The 15,853-nt window shown below is 66.2% G+C and carries 13 protein-coding genes; 4 read left to right on the forward strand and 9 right to left on the reverse strand.

Features of this window, described 5'->3' with window-relative positions:
- Nucleotides 1–390: 390 nt before the first annotated feature.
- From J6595_RS02945 to J6595_RS22815, 5 genes are all read right to left on the reverse strand, one after another.
- Nucleotides 391–1,380, reverse strand: coding sequence for a TRAP transporter substrate-binding protein (locus J6595_RS02945; RefSeq protein WP_209592973.1), 990 nt, complete (start codon nt 1,378–1,380; stop codon nt 391–393).
- A gap of 66 nt (nt 1,381–1,446) precedes the next feature.
- Nucleotides 1,447–2,751, reverse strand: coding sequence for a TRAP transporter large permease (locus tag J6595_RS02950; RefSeq protein WP_209592974.1), 1,305 nt, complete (start codon nt 2,749–2,751; stop codon nt 1,447–1,449).
- Entirely contained in the window at nt 2,748–3,248 is a 501-nt protein-coding gene (locus J6595_RS02955; RefSeq protein WP_209592975.1) for a TRAP transporter small permease, read from the reverse strand. Before J6595_RS02955 ends, J6595_RS02950 begins: the two co-directional genes overlap by 4 nt.
- 121 nt (nt 3,249–3,369) lie before the next feature.
- The gene (locus J6595_RS02960; RefSeq protein WP_209592976.1) at nt 3,370–4,545 is read right to left on the reverse strand and encodes a LysR family transcriptional regulator; all 1,176 of its coding nucleotides are present in this window, start codon (nt 4,543–4,545) and stop codon (nt 3,370–3,372) included.
- A complete protein-coding gene (locus tag J6595_RS22815) occupies nt 4,542–5,429 on the reverse strand; it encodes an NAD(P)-dependent oxidoreductase (RefSeq protein ID WP_209592977.1) in 888 nt (295 codons plus the stop codon). Before J6595_RS22815 ends, J6595_RS02960 begins: the two co-directional genes overlap by 4 nt.
- 158 nt (nt 5,430–5,587) lie before the next feature.
- Between J6595_RS22815 and J6595_RS02970 the strand changes: the two genes are divergently transcribed.
- Genes J6595_RS02970 through J6595_RS02985 form a run of 4 tightly spaced genes read left to right on the forward strand, consistent with a single transcriptional unit; the run spans nt 5,588 to nt 9,134 of the window.
- Nucleotides 5,588–6,322 carry a PIG-L deacetylase family protein gene (locus J6595_RS02970; protein WP_209592978.1) on the forward strand — a complete coding sequence of 245 codons (735 nt, stop codon included), beginning with the start codon at nt 5,588–5,590 and terminating at the stop codon, nt 6,320–6,322.
- A 37-nt stretch (nt 6,323–6,359) separates the two neighbouring features.
- Entirely contained in the window at nt 6,360–7,322 is a 963-nt protein-coding gene (locus J6595_RS02975) for a VOC family protein (RefSeq protein ID WP_209592979.1), read from the forward strand.
- A gap of 14 nt (nt 7,323–7,336) precedes the next feature.
- A complete protein-coding gene (locus J6595_RS02980) occupies nt 7,337–8,044 on the forward strand; it encodes a 4-carboxy-4-hydroxy-2-oxoadipate aldolase/oxaloacetate decarboxylase (protein ID WP_245197588.1) in 708 nt (235 codons plus the stop codon).
- Nucleotides 8,037–9,134: a 4-oxalomesaconate tautomerase gene (locus J6595_RS02985; protein WP_209592980.1), complete on the forward strand. Its 1,098-nt coding sequence runs from the start codon at nt 8,037–8,039 to the stop codon at nt 9,132–9,134. The genes J6595_RS02980 and J6595_RS02985 overlap by 8 nt, the downstream gene beginning before the upstream one ends.
- Nucleotides 9,135–9,267: 133 nt before the next feature.
- Here the strand turns inward: J6595_RS02985 and J6595_RS02990 are convergent, their stop codons facing one another.
- The 4 genes from J6595_RS02990 to J6595_RS03005 all read right to left on the reverse strand — a co-directional run bounded on the left by J6595_RS02990 (nt 9,268) and on the right by J6595_RS03005 (nt 15,848).
- On the reverse strand, nt 9,268–11,322 hold the full coding sequence (locus tag J6595_RS02990) for an FAD-dependent oxidoreductase (protein WP_209593363.1): 2,055 nt from the start codon (nt 11,320–11,322) through the stop codon (nt 9,268–9,270).
- A 56-nt stretch (nt 11,323–11,378) separates the two neighbouring features.
- Nucleotides 11,379–12,935, reverse strand: a complete 1,557-nt coding sequence (locus J6595_RS02995) for an ATP-dependent acyl-CoA ligase (RefSeq protein ID WP_209592981.1) — start codon at nt 12,933–12,935, stop codon at nt 11,379–11,381.
- Between the two features lie 76 nt (nt 12,936–13,011).
- Nucleotides 13,012–13,461, reverse strand: coding sequence for an acyl-CoA thioesterase (locus J6595_RS03000; RefSeq protein WP_209592982.1), 450 nt, complete (start codon nt 13,459–13,461; stop codon nt 13,012–13,014).
- Complete coding sequence (locus J6595_RS03005; RefSeq protein ID WP_209592983.1) at nt 13,461–15,848, reverse strand: oxidoreductase; 2,388 nt, start codon at nt 15,846–15,848, stop codon at nt 13,461–13,463. The genes J6595_RS03000 and J6595_RS03005 overlap by 1 nt, the downstream gene beginning before the upstream one ends.
- Nucleotides 15,849–15,853: the final 5 nt, after the last annotated feature.

Genomic DNA, 15,853 nt, shown 5'->3' on the forward strand with positions numbered 1-15,853 from the left:
GCCGTCGCCGAAAGATCGGGATCGAAGAAAGTCGGCATCATCGCCGTCGCCAGAAAGCTTCTCACTGTTCTCAACGCCATGCAGAGAGACAGAAAGGCGTTCGAATGAACACAGTTGCCAGAAACGTCTGACACAAAAGAAGCTTAATCGGCGCACTGGATGCTCGGGACGGGGCCCGAGCATGACGAGCGCGATAAAAGTGCACGCCTGATCTTGGAGTGTCAGGCACTCGATATGCGCCGTTCAACGAGACTGTCGTGCACACCGAATGGACGCACAAAGGACGCTCTAACTTATTGAATCAACGACCCTTGTCAGGCATCCGTCACAAAAAAGGCCCGACCGCAGGAATGCGGCCGGGCCTTTCAATGAGCCGGAAATGTCAGGCGATCAGTTGCTCTTCAGCGCCTTGACGAAGGCCGACGCCTTGATGCCGGAGCTGTCCGCCTCGGAAATGACGCGTTCGACCACCGGAGCCGACGCGGCGTCGAACTTCGCGGCCTCTTCGGCGGGCAGCGTGATGACTTCCTTGCCGTCCGTGGAACCGAAATCGGCGAGCACCGTCTTGGCCGTCGATTCCCAGGCGTCGTGACCGTTGCGTGCGGCCTGTTTTCCGGCCTCCATCACGGCCTTCTGCTGCTCGTCGGTAAGGTCGGCGAGCGAGTCCCGGTTCATGATCAGGAAGAAGCTGGAGATCGTGGTCTTCATCCCCTGCGTGACGGACTTGGTGACCTCGGCGAGCTTGAACGCCTTCAGCGCCGTCGCATCGATCATCGCGCCGTCGATGACGCCGGTCTGCATCGCGTTGTAGATATCCGGCGCCGGCATCGAGACGGGGGTCGCGCCCCAGGCGGCCACCACGAGGCCGGCATTGCGCGACGGCACGCGGATCTTCATGCCCTTCATGTCGTCGAGTGTCCGGATCGGCTTGCTTGCCGACAGGAGGAGGTTCGGTGCGTTGTTCCACAACCCAAGCAGCGCGACGCGGCGATACTCGTCGGACAGCATGTCCATATGCGCGAGGATGTGGTCGGTTCCCGTCGCGGCGTCGATCACGCCGGGCAGTTCGGTCAGGAGCGTCTTCGGAAAGTTCGCAGCGGTATAGCCCGGCAGCCCGAAGGCGATGTCGGTCACGCCCTCGACGGTGCGATTATACTGTTCCGACGGCCCCGGGCCGAGCTCGCCGCCCATGTAGAAGGTGACGGTGACCTCGCCGTTCGTCGCCGTCTCGACGGACTTCTTGAACGGCTCGTAGACCGAGCCGACGACGAAGTGGCTTGGCGGCTGGAAGTCGGCGAGCTTGAGATCCTTGGCGGACGCCAGCGGCGCCGCCGTAAGAACCGCCGCCGCAACGGCTGCCCTGAGTACTGTCTTCAACACGTCTTTTCCTCCTGTTTGACATGCATTGATGGAATGCTTGGCGCGGCTCGTCGAGGCGTCGCCGCGTCAGCCGAACATCGAATTGGGCAGCACGAGCGCGATCCCCGGGATCGCGATGATCAGCAAAAGGCCGACGATCATCGCGACGAGGAACGGCAACACGCCGCGAAACACGGTCGTGAGCGGCACGTCGCCGGCGACGCCGCGAACCACGAAGACGTTGAGCCCGACCGGCGGCGTTATCATCCCCATCTCGATTACGATCACCGCGACGACGCCGAACCAGATCGGATCGAAGCCGAGGCCGACGATCACCGGAAAGACGATGGGGATGGTCACGACCAGCATCGACAGCCCGTCCATGAACATTCCGAGAACGAGATAGGCGAGGATGATGACGAAGAGCGTGCCATAGGCGCCGAGACCGAGCGCGACGAGGCCGTCGCCGAGCGCTTCGGGAATGCGGGTAATGGCGAAGAACGGGTTGAGGACGTTGGCGCCGATGACGATCATGTAGAGCATTGCCGAGGTGCTGAGCGTGTTCAGCACCGCCTCCTTGAGGCCGGAAAATGTCAGCCGCCGGCGGGCGAGCGCCAGAAGGATGACCAGCGCGGCACCGACCCCCGACGCTTCGACGGGCGTGAAAACGCCGGCATAGATGCCGCCGATCGAGATGACGATGATCGCCAGAAGCGGCGCAGCCTCGCCGAGAACCCGAAAGCGCTCGCCGAGAGCCATCGGCTCGCCGCGGGGACCGGCCTTCGGATCGAGCGTCGCGACGATCCAGATCGCCGCGATGAACAGGCCCGTCAGAAGCAGTCCCGGCAGGATGCCGGCGATGAACAGCCGGCCGATCGATTCCTCGGTCAGGATGGCATAGAGCACGAAGCCGGTCGACGGCGGGATCAGAAAGCCGAGCGTGCCGCCCGCGGCGATGGCGCCGGTCGAAAGGCTCGGCGCATAGCCGAGGCGGCGCATCTCCGGCAGTGCGACGCGGCCGAGCGTCACGGCCGTCGCGACCGAGGATCCGGAGACGGCGGCGAACACCGCGCATCCGAGCACCGAAGCCGAGGCGAGCCCGCCCTTGAACCGGCCGACCCATGCGAAGGCCGCGTCGTAGAGGCCCCGGCTGAAACCGGCCACGGCCGAAATGTTGCCGAGAAGGACGAACATCGGCACGATGATGAGATTGTAGCTCGCGACCGCCGAATAGCTCTCGGTCAGAAGCACGCCGCCCGCGCTGCGCGAGCCTTCCAGAGCCCAGTAGCCGAAGAAGCCGACGGCCAGCATGGCGAAGGCGACCGGCGTGCGGATGATGAGAAGGACGAACAGGCAGGCGATGCCGATGAGACCGACGGTGACCGGCGTCATGAACGGGGACCTTTCGCGGCCAGGACGAGGAACTGGACCGCGAAGACCAGCGCGCACAACGCCGTGCCGACCGCGAGGATCGCGTAGTAGGGCCAGAGCGGCATCTGCAGCATGTTGGTGGCATCGCCCCATTCGAGAGCGTCGAGCGCCTTCAGCACCGCGCGATAGCTGAGGATGGCGAGGATCGTCACCGCGATGCCGCGCGACAGGAGGTCGCCCAAAAGCCGGCCCCACGCCCCGAGCATGCCATCGAAGACATCGACGGCGACGTGATCGCCGCGAGCCGTGCAATAGGGGAGCGCCGACATGACGAGGGCGACGGCGGTGAGTTCGACGATCTCGTTCACCCCGAGCACCGGCGCTCCGAAGACGTAACGCGACACGACGCCCGCCGTCACGACGACGACCACGCCGAGGAGGCAGAGGCCGCCGATCACCGTCAGTGCGATCGTCGCCTTTTCGAGGCCGTTGGACAACCGTTCCAGTCCGCGCAGCATGCTTCCTCCCATCGCAGCCCGGAAACGAAGCCCTCCCTCGCACGGACTGCCTGATCCTCTCAGTAGACGCCGATGAGCCCTCTTTCCCAATTCAAACGACAGGGGCGCCCATAAGATCATGCTATGATGCGCCGTCATCGACCCGGCTGCGAATGAGGTCGAGAAGCATCGACTGCGAGCGTGTCGGCGCCCAATTCTCTCGATAAGTCAGACCGATGGCGCGGCCCGGCCAGTTAATGTCGACGTCGATCTCTGCAACCAGACCCTTTGAAATTTCGGCACGCGCCTGTTGTCCGGAGATGCAGCCGAGATGCTCACTTTCGGCGACGATCTCGCGCATCAAAAGGATCGACCCTGCCTCGATGATGCCGCCCGGCAGATCGACACCTTGAAAAAACGCGTCGAACTGAAGCCTTGCGGGCGTTCCCTCGCGCGGCACCACGAAGGGATAAGCGGCAAGCGCCTCGCGGGGCACTCCGGTCTGCCCGACGAGCGGATGGTGATTGCCGGCGATGATCGTCAGCTGGTCGTCGAAGAGCCGTTCCTGGACGACGTCGCCGATCGGCGCCGGCTGGCGCAGCGCCCCGACGATGACATCGATGTCGCCGCGCCGAAGCCCGGTCAGGAGTTCGTCATAAAGGCCGTCGACGACGAGAACCCTTTGTCCCGGACGGATCGCACGGAACTCGACGAGCGCCTGCGGCAGGAGAACCGAGCGGGCGAGCGGCAGCGCGCCGATGACGATGCGCCCGGCGTCGCGCCCGTCGAACTCCGCCAGATCGGCTTCGGCCTGATCGAATTCGCGGAATGCCAAAAGGACGGCACGCGCCAGCGCCACCGTCTGGCGCGAAGCGACCATGCCGAAGGACATCCGCTCGAAGAGCCGGCGCCCGGCCTCGCGCTCCAGCATCGTGATCGCCCGGTGGACGGTCGGCTGCGCGAGGTCCAGCCGGCGCGCGGCCAGCGTCACGTTCTCGGTCTCGACGACGGCGGTCAGCGCCTGGAGCTGTGCCATGGTCGCCGTCAGTTTGAGCCGCGGCGAGATGTCGGCGAGCGCCGGATCGAGACGATCGAAGGCCCGGCGCAGCCGGCCAACGAGCGCGCCGCCCCTTGGTGTCACGAAGAAGCCCTGCCGCGTCCGGTCGAAGAGCTTGCCGCCGAAGTCCCGCTCGAGCTTGCCGATCGCCTGCGTCACCGCAGGCTGGGAGACATGGGCGACTTCGGACGCAAGCGTCAGCTTGCCGGTGTCGGCGACCGCGAGGCACAGCCGCAGGTGACGCAGGTTGCGGGACGTCACAACCGGTTCAGAAGCGCATCGGCGCGGGCCGCCAGCCCGTGGTCTCCATTGGCGGGTCCCGCATCTTCAAAGGCAACGCCGAGCCCGCCGATTTGGCGCTGCCAGGCGGCGATTGCGGCGCTCATGCGCGGCGGCAGGCCGAGCGCGGCAACGGTCTTCTCGACCTCTTCCATCTCCGCCGCCCGGCGGTTTCCATGCGCCGCCATCCGTTCGAGATTGTAGCTCGACCGGGCCTGCCAGTCGAAACCGGGATCGGACGCCTGCAGTGAGGCGAGGACCTTCGCCTCGACCCCTGCCCTGCGGGCCGCCAGGATGCACTCGGCCGTCAGCGCCTCGAAGCCCTTGATCATCACCGACCGCAACATCTTGATGGCCGAGGCCTGCCCGACCTTCGGCCCGGCGACGGCGGCATTCATGTCGAGCCCTTGAAGAACCGCGAGCCCGGCTTCGGCGTGCGGCCCCGCGAGAAGCACCGGGACGCGATGCCCCTTGGGATGCACCGGCGCCATGATCGCCATGTCGACATAGCGCCCGCCGGCAACCTCGACGATCGCCGCCGCCTCGCTCTTGCTGTCCGGGCTGCAGCTGTTGCCGTCGAACCAGAATGCGCCCTCTTCGAGAAACGGCGAATTCTGCCGGGCCGCGACGACCGCCTGGTCGGCGGTCACGAGGCAGAACACCGCCCCGGCCTCGGCCAGCGCCTCGGCTCCTGACGAAAAGCCGGCGATGCCAGCCTCATCGAAACGCGCCGCCATCGCCTCCCGGGTTTCGCTCGCCGCCGACTTGACGTCGAAGGCCGAAAGGGTGTCGCGGGCGACCGGCCAACCGGCGCTGATCGTCCGGCCTGCCTCGCCGAAGCCGATAACCGCAATCCGTTCGCTCACTGCCTCATCCTCCGTGTTTCTCTTGCCGCGATTGTCGCACGAAGGGCGGCGCGAAGGGAGGCGTCATAGCATGAACTTATGTCGAGACGCGCGCTTCCGAATTGCCGCGAAGCGCGCTGCCGTGAAAGGTCGCCGCCAGAACAACGCAGGAGACGGCCATGTCCGCCCAGAAAACCGCCCTCGTCATCTCCGCCCATGCCGCCGATTTCGTCTGGCGCTGCGGCGGCGCGATCGCGCTCCATGCCGAAAAGGGCTATGCGGTCACGGTTCTCTGTCTCTCCTTCGGCGAGCGCGGCGAGAGCGCCAAGCTCTGGAAACAGGACGGCATGACCCTGCAAAGGGTCAAGGACGAGCGCCGCAAGGAGGCCGAGGAGGCCGCGAGCGCGCTGGGCGTCCACGACCTCGTCTGCCTCGACCTCGGCGACTATCCGCTGGAATTCTCCCGCGACAACAAGATGAAGATCGTCGACGTGATCCGGAAGGTCCAGCCGGCCTTCATGCTCTCCCATTCGCGCTACGACCCCTACAACACCGACCACATGAACACGACGCAGGCGGTGCTCGAATGCCGGATGATCGCCCAGGCCTGGGGCCACAATCCGGGCGAAAAGGTTCTCGGCGCGCCGCAGCTCTATCTCTTCGAGCCGCACCAGACCGAGCAGATGGGCTGGAAGCCCGACACCTTCCTCGACATCACGCCGGTCTGGGAGAAGAAGCGCGCGGCGATCGAAGCCATGCAGGGCCAGGAGCATCTGTGGGAATATTATACCCGCGTCGCCATCAACCGGGCCAACCACTTCAAGCGCAATTCCGGTGGCCAGTCCGGCGGCCGCGACTGCCGCTATGCCGAAGGCTTCGAGTCAGTCTTCCCCCGGACGGTGGACGAACTTTGAGCCGCAAAGGCCGAAATCTTCTGGGAGGTGAGACCGCATGACCATGCCCGCGACCCAAAGCTTCGACATCGCCCATCTCGGCCATGTCGAAATGCTGACCGACAGGTTCGACGAGAGCCTCGATTTCTTCACGCGGGTCTACGGGCTGAAGCTTTCCGGCCAGGACGAGACCTCGGCCTATCTGCGCGCCTGGGACGACTACGAACATGCGACCCTGAAACTGACGCGCTCCGACAGCACCGGCATCGGCCATGTCGCCTATCGCGCCGCCTCGCCGGAAGCGCTGGAGCGCCGGGTCGCCGCGATCGAGGCGTCGGGCTACCGGATTCACGGCTGGATCGAGGGCGACGAGAGCCATGGCCGCGCCTTCCGCTTCGACGACCCGTTCGGCCACGTCTTCGAGATCTACTATGATACGGTATGGTATGCAGCGCAGAAGGACGCCGAGAAGGCTGCGCTGAAGAATACCGCCTCCGCCTTCACCGGCGCCGCGCCGCGCCGGATCGACCATCTGAACCTGCTTGCCGAGGATGTCGGCGAGTTTCGCCGGTTCATGGAAACCTGCCTCGGCAGCCGCGTGACGGAATACATCCAGCTCGACAACGGCCGGATCGGCGGCTGCTGGTTCACCGTCAACAACAAGAGCTACGACCTCGCCTGCACCGAGGAACACGGCAAGGGCCACGGCCGCTTCCATCACGTCACCTATGCCACCGACCAGCGCGAGGACATCCTGCGCGCCGCCGACGTGTTCCTCCAGAACGGCGTCCACATCGAGACCGGGCCGCACAAGCACGCGATCCAGGGCACCTTCTTCCTCTATGTCTGGGAGCCTGCCGGCAACCGCGTCGAACTCGCCAATGCCGGCGCCCGGCTGATCCTCGCCCCGGACTGGCAGCCGGTCATGTGGACCGAAAGCGATCGCAGGAAGGGCCAGGCCTGGGGCCTGAAGACCATCGAGACCTTCCACACCCACGGCACCCCGCCGGTCAAATCCTGAAGGAAAGCGACGTCATGGCCTTCGACATCCATTCCATCGCGCCTCACACGCCGGGCTACGTGGTCCAGACCATCGAGCGCGCCGATCCCGCGGTAATCGCGGGCCTCGCCGAAGCCGGCACCTCGACGGTCCACGAGGCGCAGGGACGGGTCGGCTATCTCGGCAGCGCGCTTCGCCCCATCCAGACGGGCGTGCGGATCGCCGGCTCGGCCGTCACCATCTCCTCGCCGCCGGGCGACAACTGGATGCTGCATGTTGCGATCGAGCAACTCAAAGACGGCGACATCCTCGTGCTGGCTCCGACCAGCCCCTGCGACGACGGCTATTTCGGCGATCTTCTCGCGACGAGCGCGCAGGCGCGCGGTTGCCGCGGCCTGATCATCGAGGCCGGCGTCCGCGACGTCGCCGATCTGAAGGAAATGAACTTTCCGGTCTGGTCGAAGGCGATTTCCTCGCAGGGCACCATCAAGGAGACGCTGGGCTCGGTGAACGTGCCGATCATCTGCGGCGGCCAGCTGATCGAGGCCGGCGACGTGATCGTCGCCGACGACGACGGCGTCTGCGTCGTCAGGCGCGCCGATGCCGCCTCGGTCGCCGAGAAGGCGAAGGCCCGCACCGCCAACGAGGAGGCCAAGCGCCAGCGCCTCGCCGCCGGCGAACTCGGCCTCGACATCTATTCCATGCGCGGGCGGCTGGCCGAGAAGGGCCTGAAATATGTCTGAGGCGCCCGGCCCGGCGACGGCTGATTCCGATCCCGTCCGCGACGGCATTCCCTGCCTGTGGATGCGCGGCGGCACCTCGAAGGGGGCCTATTTCCTCGCAACCGACCTCCCCGCCGAGCCCGCCGCCCGCAACGAGCTTCTCCTTCGCATCATGGGCTCGCCCGACCCGCGCCAGATCGACGGTATCGGCGGCGCCGATCCTTTGACGTCGAAGGTGGCGATCCTCTCGCCATCGAGCCGTGACGATGCCGACGTCGACTATCTGTTCCTGCAGGTCTTCGTCGATCAGGCACTCGTGTCGGATGCGCAGGCCTGCGGCAACATCCTCGCCGGCGTCGGCCCGGCGGCGATTGAGCGCGGTCTCGTCGCCGTCGCCGGCGCGGAAACGCCCGTCCGCATCCATATGCTCAACACCGGCGAGATCGCCACCGCGCGCATCCAGACGCCGGACGGCCGCGTCTCCTATACCGGCAAAGCCGCGATCGACGGTGTGCCGGGCCATCACGCCGCCGTGCCGCTGATGTTTACCAACATTGCCGGCTCGATGTGCGGCGCGCTTCTGCCCACCGGCAATGCGGTCGACGTCATCGACGGCGTCGAGGCGACGCTGATCGACAACGGCATGCCGATCGTCGTCATGCGGGCGAAGGACCTCGGCATCGAAGGCACCGAGAGCCGCGAGGCGCTGGAAGCCGACGCAAAATTGAAGGCGCGGCTCGAGGCGATCCGGCTCAAGGCCGGGCCGATGATGAATCTCGGCGACGTCAGCGAGAAGTCCGTGCCCAAGATGACGCTGGTCTCGCCCGCCACGGCCGGCGGCACGATCTCGACCCGCAGCTTCATTCCCCATCGCTGCCACGCGACGATCGGCGTCTTCGCCGCCGTCTCCGTCGCCACCGCCTGCACGCTGGAGGGAACGCCGGCCGGCGAGATGATCGGCCCGCATGCCGGCGGCCGCTTCCTCATCGAACACCCGACCGGCGCCGCCGAAGTGCTCATCGAGCAGGACGCGGCGGGCCTGGTGACCGGCGCCGGCACCCTGCGCACGGCACGCAAGCTCTTCGACGGCCGTGTGTTCCCGAGCGCTTGAGGTCCCGCCAACTCCGGATGCCGGCCCGATTCGCCAACCGGTACCGCAAAGAGCTTCGATCTCGGTTTCAGCGCGCGGGATCTCATTTCGAACCGAAACTTCGGGCAACTCCGACCCGCCAGGCACGCCCGCTTCAGCCGCCGAGCGTATCCAGCATCGCCTCGACCTTCCCCCGCCTGAAGGTCGGCCCGACGACCTTGCTTACCTCGGGCAGTGCCGCAAGCACCGCTTCCCGGCCCTCGTGAGCTGCCCACCAGAGCGGGCCGCCGCGCCAGCGCGGAAAGCCGTAGCCATTGACGAAGGCGACGTCGATATCTCCCGGCCGCTGGGCGATCCCCTCCTCCAGCACCAGCGCCGCCTCGTTGACGAGGGCCGCCAGCGCAAGGTCTCGGCAGGCCGCATCCGCGACGGGACGGCGCTCGCTCCCGGCGGCTTCGGCCTCGGCGAGAAGCATCTGCTCGACCTGCGGATCCGGCTGCCGTTTGCCATTCTCATAGATATACCAGCCAGCGCCGGTCTTGCGGCCGAGCCGGCCGGCTTCGCAGAGCATATCCGGCAGCTTGACGTAACGCTCGGCCGGATCGCGCGTTGCGGCCAGTCGCTTGCGCCGGGCAAAGGCGATGTCGAGGCCGGAGAGATCGGACACCGCGAAGGGCCCCATCGCCATGCCGAACTCTTCCAGCGCCGCATCCACCTGCCAGGGCAGCGCCCCGTCCTCGACCAGCATCTCGGCAAAGCCGCGATAGGCGGCATAAAGCCGGTTGCCGACGAAGCCCTCGCCGACGCCAGCGACGATCGCCGTCTTGCCGAGCTTGCGACCGAGCCAGAGGCCCGTCGCCAGCGTCTCGTGGGACGTCCTCGCGCCACGCACGACTTCGAGGAGCTTCATGATGTGGGCGGGGCTGAAGAAGTGGAGGCCGAGAACGCGGTCCGGCCGCCCGCTCGCCGCCGCCAGAGCGTCGAGGTCGAGATAGGAGGTGTTGGAGGCAAGGATCGTTTCCGGGCCTATGATCGCGTCCAGATCGCCGAGAAGCTGCGACTTGATCGCCATGTCCTCGAAGATCGCCTCGATGACGAGATCCATCCTCGCACAGGCGGAAAGCTCCGTGCTGGGCGACAGTCGGCCCGACGCGTCGGTGGCAGCCGCCTCGCTCAGCCGCCCCTTGGCGGCGTCGCCGGCGATCAGATCCTCGACACGGCGGACACCGGCCGCAAGGGCTTCCGCGCCCCGTTCGACGAGGGTCACAGCAAAGCCCGCGCGCAGCAGCGCATAGGCGATACCGGCCCCCATCGTGCCGGCGCCGATGACGGCCACCTTGTCGATCCGCCTGGGCCTGGCCGACAAGCCGTTGACGCGCCCCGCCTCCCTTTCGGCGAAGAAGACATGGCGGAGCGCCACCGCCTCGGGGCTCAGGCGAATTTCCTGAAACACCCGGCGCTCTTCGGCCAGACCCTCGGCAAAGGGCCGGCTGGCGGAAAGCTCGACGAGCCGCGCCGCCTCGATCGCTGCCGGGCGGTTCTTGCCGACCTTCAGCGCCTCGCGCCTCGCCGCCTCGCGCTCCGCCGCGTCGACTGCCGGAACCTGCAGATCCTTGACCCGGCGTTTTGCGCCGAGGCTTCTTGCGAAATCGGCTGCTTCCTGGCGCAGATCGCCGTCCGCGACCTTGTCGACGAGACCAAGCTTCAGGGCTTCGACGGCCTTGATCCGCCGCGCGCCGCAGATCAGCTTCAACGCCTCCGGCACGCCGGCAAGGCGGGGCAGTCTCTGGGTGCCCCCCGCTCCCGGAACGATGCCGAGGCCGACCTCGGGGAGACCGAGGATCGCGCCCGGTGCCGCCACCCGTCCGTCGCAGGCCAAAGACAGCTCAAAGCCGCCGCCGAGCGCCGCCCCGTCGAGAGCCGCGACCACCGGAACCGGCAGCGCCTCGATCGCGGCAATCACGGCCGGAAGCGTCGGATCGCCGAGCGGCGCACCGAATTCCTTCAGGTCCGAGCCGGCAACGAAGGTGCCGTTGGCGCCGCAAAGGACGACGCCGACGAGACCAGCCAATCCCTCGATCGCGGCAAAGGCCGCCAGAAGCCCATGGCGAACGTCGTGGCTTCCGGCATTGACCGGGGGGTTGTCGATGACGACCGTCGCGACATCGCCGTCGATCCGGAGCGAGACTGTGCCGTTGCCGTATTCCATCCGTGTCACTCGCTGTTTCATTCCCGTTGTAGCGTCCGTCTTTCCAGCCGCCATGCCTAGCGCACGGCAATACCGTGGGCTTCCCGGTCAAAGGTCGCCGCGCTGACGCCGCGCTCGCTGAGCGCATGTTTGCGCACCTTGCCGTTCTCTGTGACGGGCAGGCTGTCGACGATGTCGATGAAGCGCGGAATGGCGAAATAGCTCAGCCTCGACCGGCAGAAGGCGATCAGCTCGGCCGGATCGATCACGCTGCCGGTCGCCGGGACGATCGCCGCCATGACCTCGTCCTCCGCCATTTCCGCACGCACCGCAAAGACCGCGACGGTCGCGATCGCCGGATGGGCGAGCAGCGCCTGCTCGACCTCGAAGGAGGAGATGTTCTCGCCGCGCCGGCGGATCGCATCCTTCATCCGGTCGATGAAGCGGAAGCTGCCGTCGGCGTTGCGGACCACCCGGTCGCCGGTGTGAAACCAGAAATTTCGCCAGGCTTCGACGGTCTTGTCCGGCATGCCGAAATAGCCGCTCGAAAAGGCGAAGGGCTCGTCGGCGCGCAGGATGAGTTCGCCCGCCTCGCCGGCCGGGAGCGCCTCGTCGTTCTCATCCACCACCTTCGCCTCGAAGCCCGGCCGCAGCGTCCCCATGGCGCCGGTCACGCCCTCGCCGGGCTGTCCGGCGATGACGAAATTGGTCTCGGTCGAGCCGTAGCCCTCGACCAGGCGAAAGCCGAACCGCTCATGGAATGGCCCATGAAAGCGGGCCGGCGCGCCGGGGCCGAGGGCGATCCGCAGAAAGTGGGCCCGGTCGAGATCCGAGGCGGGCCGCGACAGCAGGATCGGCACCATGGCCCCGAGGAGATAGGTGACGGTCGCCCGATGCTCGATCATCGCCGGCAGGAAGCCGGACGCTGAAAAGCGCTGTCCGACGATCACCGTCGCGCCGGTGATCAGGGCCTGATAGACGGTATTGAGCGCATTGACATGGAACAGCGGCAGCGACGTGTAGAGCCGGTCGCTCTGCGTCACGCCGAGGATGTCGGCGGTGTTGGCGCCCCACCAGTAGAGCTGGCCATGGGGACAGCACACGCCCTTGGACGGACCGGTGGTGCCGGAGGTGTAGATGATGGCGGCGAGATCACCGGCGGTCGAAGCCGCCGCCTCTCTCAGGCCACCGGCTTCGGGCATGGCGATCGCGCCCCCATGAGGAACCGCCGCTACATCGCCGACGACCCAGATCTTCGCCAGCGCCGATGCCTGAAGGTCGATCGTGCCGAGGCAGTCTGCGAGGCTGTCTTCGATCACCAGCAGCTTCGCGCCGCAATTGCCGAGAATGTGCTGCAGCTGCAGGCCACGTGACGCGCCGTTGATCGGCACGGCGATCGCCCCGAGCCAGGCACAGGCAAAGAAGACTTCGAGGAATTCGACTCGATTGGAGACCATCAGCGCGACACGGTCGCCGCGGCCGATGCCGATGCCCGCCAGCGCCGAGGCCCGGCGCGAGGCAGCCTCCACGGCGCCGGCAAAACTCAGCCGCGTCTCGCCGATCACCACGAATTCACGCTCGCCGAAGCGGTTTGCCTGCTCGGTCATGAGATCGCTCAGAACGCGCTTGTCCATGAGGTGTCCTGTTCGTGAAAAGATCGGCGCCGTCAAAGGCGCCGGAAGCGTTTGGGAGAAGCCCCTTGGGGCACGGTCAGGCGACCTGCGCGTCCCTGACCAGATAGCCTTCCATCTTCCGACGCAGCCCTTCGGGCAGTGCTTGCGATTGCGGCGCCTCGCCCGAAAGGGCACAGTGAACGACCGTCTGGGTCGATCGCAGCACCATCGTGCCGTCTTCCTTGGCAACGCAAATGTCGAGCTTCACCGCACTTCGCCCGATCTCGAGCACGCGCAGTTCGTGAACCAGAACGTCGCCGAGCCGGGCCGGGCTGACGAAATCGACCGACAGCGAGACGACAGGCGTCGCCCGGTCTTCCTCGACATGGATCCGGCGAAAGGATTGCCCGAGCGCTTCGGCGAACCAGTCCTCGACGGTCCAGGCCAGCATCTCGACCAGACGGGGAAAGAAGGCGATCCCGGCCGGGTCGCACTGGCCGAAGCGCAACGCGTAGCGGGCGGTGAAGACCGACGCTTCGTCAGCCATCACTCCGCTGCCGCCTGCTGGTCGCCGCCGGCGTCCACCGCGTCGGACGGATCATGCGGCCGCGGCCGCGCCTTGCGGCGCAGTTCGGTCTCCTGATCCCGTTTCTTCGGCAGTTCCCGGTGGGCCTGATCGCGGCCGGCGAGATATTGCTTGGGCCAATGCTGGTTGCGGGTGTCGTACCAGGCAGCCGCCTCGCGGGTGAAATACGGGTTCCAGAGATGCGGCCGGCCGAGCGCGACGAGATCGGCGCGCCGGGTATGCAGGATCGTGTTGACCTGGCCCGGTTCGGTGATCGCGCCGACGGCCATAACCGCCATCTTCGGTCCGTTGCGGATGGCCTCGGCGAACTTCACCTGGAACATCCGGCCATAGACCGGCTTCTGCTCGGGGATGGTCTGGCCTGCAGAAACGTCGATGAGATCGCAGCCGGCCTCGCCGAAGGCTTGCGAGATCGCGACCGCATCCTCCTCGGACAGTCCACCCTCCGCCCAGTCGGTGGCGGAGATGCGCACCGACATCGGCTTGTGCTTCGGCCAGACCTCGCGCATCGCCTGAAAGACCTCGAGCGGATAACGCAGCCGGTTCTCGACCGAACCGCCATACTCATCCGTACGCAGATTCGTCAGCGGCGAGAGGAACGATGCCAGCAGATAGCCGTGGGCGCAGTGCAGCTCGACCATGTCGAAGCCGGCGCGCTCGGCCCGCTCGGTCGCCTGGACGAAATCGGCCTTGATCCGGTCCATGTCGGCCCGGTCCATCGCCTTCGGCGCCTGGCTGACGCCGCCAAAATAGGGCAGCGCCGAGGCCGAATAGAGTGGCCAGTTCTTCGCCTCGTCTTCGAGCGGCCTGTCCATCTTTTGCCAGCCGAGCTGGGTCGATCCCTTGCGGCCGGCATGGCCGAGCTGCATCACCATTTTCGTCTTCGAATGCTGATGGACGAAATCGACGATCCGCTTGAACTGCGCTTCCTGCTCGTCGGTCCAAAGCCCCGGGCATCCCGGCGTGATGCGCGCATCTGCCGACGGGCAGGTCATCTCGACGAACACCATGCCCGGCCCGCCAAGGGCGTGGGATGTATAATGGACGAAGTGCCAGTCGGTGAGGTTGCCGTTCTCGTCGGCCGAATATTGCGCCATCGGCGACATCACGACCCGGTTTTCGACCGTCATCTCCCGCAGCTTGAAGCGCGTGAACATCGGCGTCGGCCGCGATTTCGCGTAGTCCTCGCCGGTCTCGGCCAGAAGCCGTTTGTAAAAGGCGTCGTCGACCTTTTCGACAAAGGCCGGGTCGCGCACGAGGAGATTATCGTAGGTGATGGATTTCGCCCGGCACATGACGACCATGGCGAACTGCTCGGGCTCCATGTCCCAGGAGCGGTTCATGTGCTCGAACCAGGCGAGCGAAACGTCGGCATTGTGCTGGATGATCTGGCAGGGCGTGCGGCGCGCGTCCTCATAGGCCTTGAAGGCGTCGGGGACGCTGGTCTCGCCATGATCGACGACGGCATCGGACAGGGCTATGGCGCATTCCATGGCGAGCTTCGTGCCCGAGCCGATGGAGTAATGCGCCGAGGCCTTGGCATCGCCGAGGAGGACGATGTTGTCGTGCGACCAGTTCTCGCAGAAGATGCGCGGAAACTGGCGCCAGTTCGACCGGTTGAGGAGCAGCGAATGGCCCTGAAGCTCCTCGGCATAGAGGCTTTCGAGCGCGGTCTTCGACTGCTCCTCGTCCATCCGGTCGAAGCCGTGGCCGCGCCAGCAGGCGTCGTCCATCTCGAAGATCCAGGTCGAGCGGCCCTTCTCATATTGATAGGTATGGGCGCAGATGATGCCGTGCTCGGTCTCGCGGAAGAAGTAGTTGAACTCGTCCATCGGCCGGGTCGAGCCCATCCAGCAGAAACGATTCGACTTGATTGCGACCTCGGGCTGGAAGCTGTCCTTGAACTGCTCGCGGATGCGCGAATTGACACCGTCCGCGGCGACGATCACGTCCGAATCCGCAAAGCGGGTCTGCAGCTCCTCGGGCGGGATCGAGACGCCGAACTGCATCGCGACGCCCTCTTCCCGGCAGCGCTGCTGCAGGATGGCAAGGAGCTTCATCCGCGAGATGCCGGCAAAGCCGTTGCCGGCGCAGCGCATCTCGGCGCCATGCTTGTGGACGGCGACGTCGTCCCAATAGGCGAAGTCGTCGCGGATGCGATCGAAGGACTTGGGGTCCCGCGACAGGAATTCGTGCAGCGTTTCGTCGGAAAAGACCACGCCGAAGCCGAAGGTATCGTCGGCCTGGTTTTGCTCGAAGATCTCGACGTCCCAGTCCGGCCGCCGCTTCTTGGTCAGGAGCGCGAAATAGAGCCCGCCGGGCCCGCCGCCGATCACCGTGATGCGCATCGCTC

It is taken from the genome of Jiella mangrovi (genome assembly GCF_017815135.1).
Classification (GTDB): Bacteria; Pseudomonadota; Alphaproteobacteria; order Rhizobiales; family Rhizobiaceae; genus Jiella; species Jiella mangrovi.

What these genes read in the sequence shown, in the direction of transcription:
- J6595_RS02950 (WP_209592974.1), bottom strand. Translation starts at nt 2,751, where the DNA reads ATGACGCCGGTCACCGTCGGTCTCATCGGCATCGCCTGCCTGTTCGTC.
- J6595_RS02955 (WP_209592975.1), bottom strand. Translation starts at nt 3,248, where the DNA reads ATGCTGCGCGGACTGGAACGGTTGTCCAACGGCCTCGAAAAGGCGACG.
- J6595_RS02970 (WP_209592978.1), top strand. Translation starts at nt 5,588, where the DNA reads ATGTCCGCCCAGAAAACCGCCCTCGTCATCTCCGCCCATGCCGCCGAT.
- J6595_RS02975 (WP_209592979.1), top strand. Translation starts at nt 6,360, where the DNA reads ATGACCATGCCCGCGACCCAAAGCTTCGACATCGCCCATCTCGGCCAT.
- J6595_RS02980 (WP_245197588.1), top strand. Translation starts at nt 7,337, where the DNA reads ATGGCCTTCGACATCCATTCCATCGCGCCTCACACGCCGGGCTACGTG.
- J6595_RS02985 (WP_209592980.1), top strand. Translation starts at nt 8,037, where the DNA reads ATGTCTGAGGCGCCCGGCCCGGCGACGGCTGATTCCGATCCCGTCCGC.
- J6595_RS02990 (WP_209593363.1), bottom strand. Translation starts at nt 11,322, where the DNA reads ATGGAATACGGCAACGGCACAGTCTCGCTCCGGATCGACGGCGATGTC.
- J6595_RS02995 (WP_209592981.1), bottom strand. Translation starts at nt 12,935, where the DNA reads ATGGACAAGCGCGTTCTGAGCGATCTCATGACCGAGCAGGCAAACCGC.
- J6595_RS03000 (WP_209592982.1), bottom strand. Translation starts at nt 13,461, where the DNA reads ATGGCTGACGAAGCGTCGGTCTTCACCGCCCGCTACGCGTTGCGCTTC.
- J6595_RS03005 (WP_209592983.1), bottom strand. Translation starts at nt 15,848, where the DNA reads ATGCGCATCACGGTGATCGGCGGCGGGCCCGGCGGGCTCTATTTCGCG.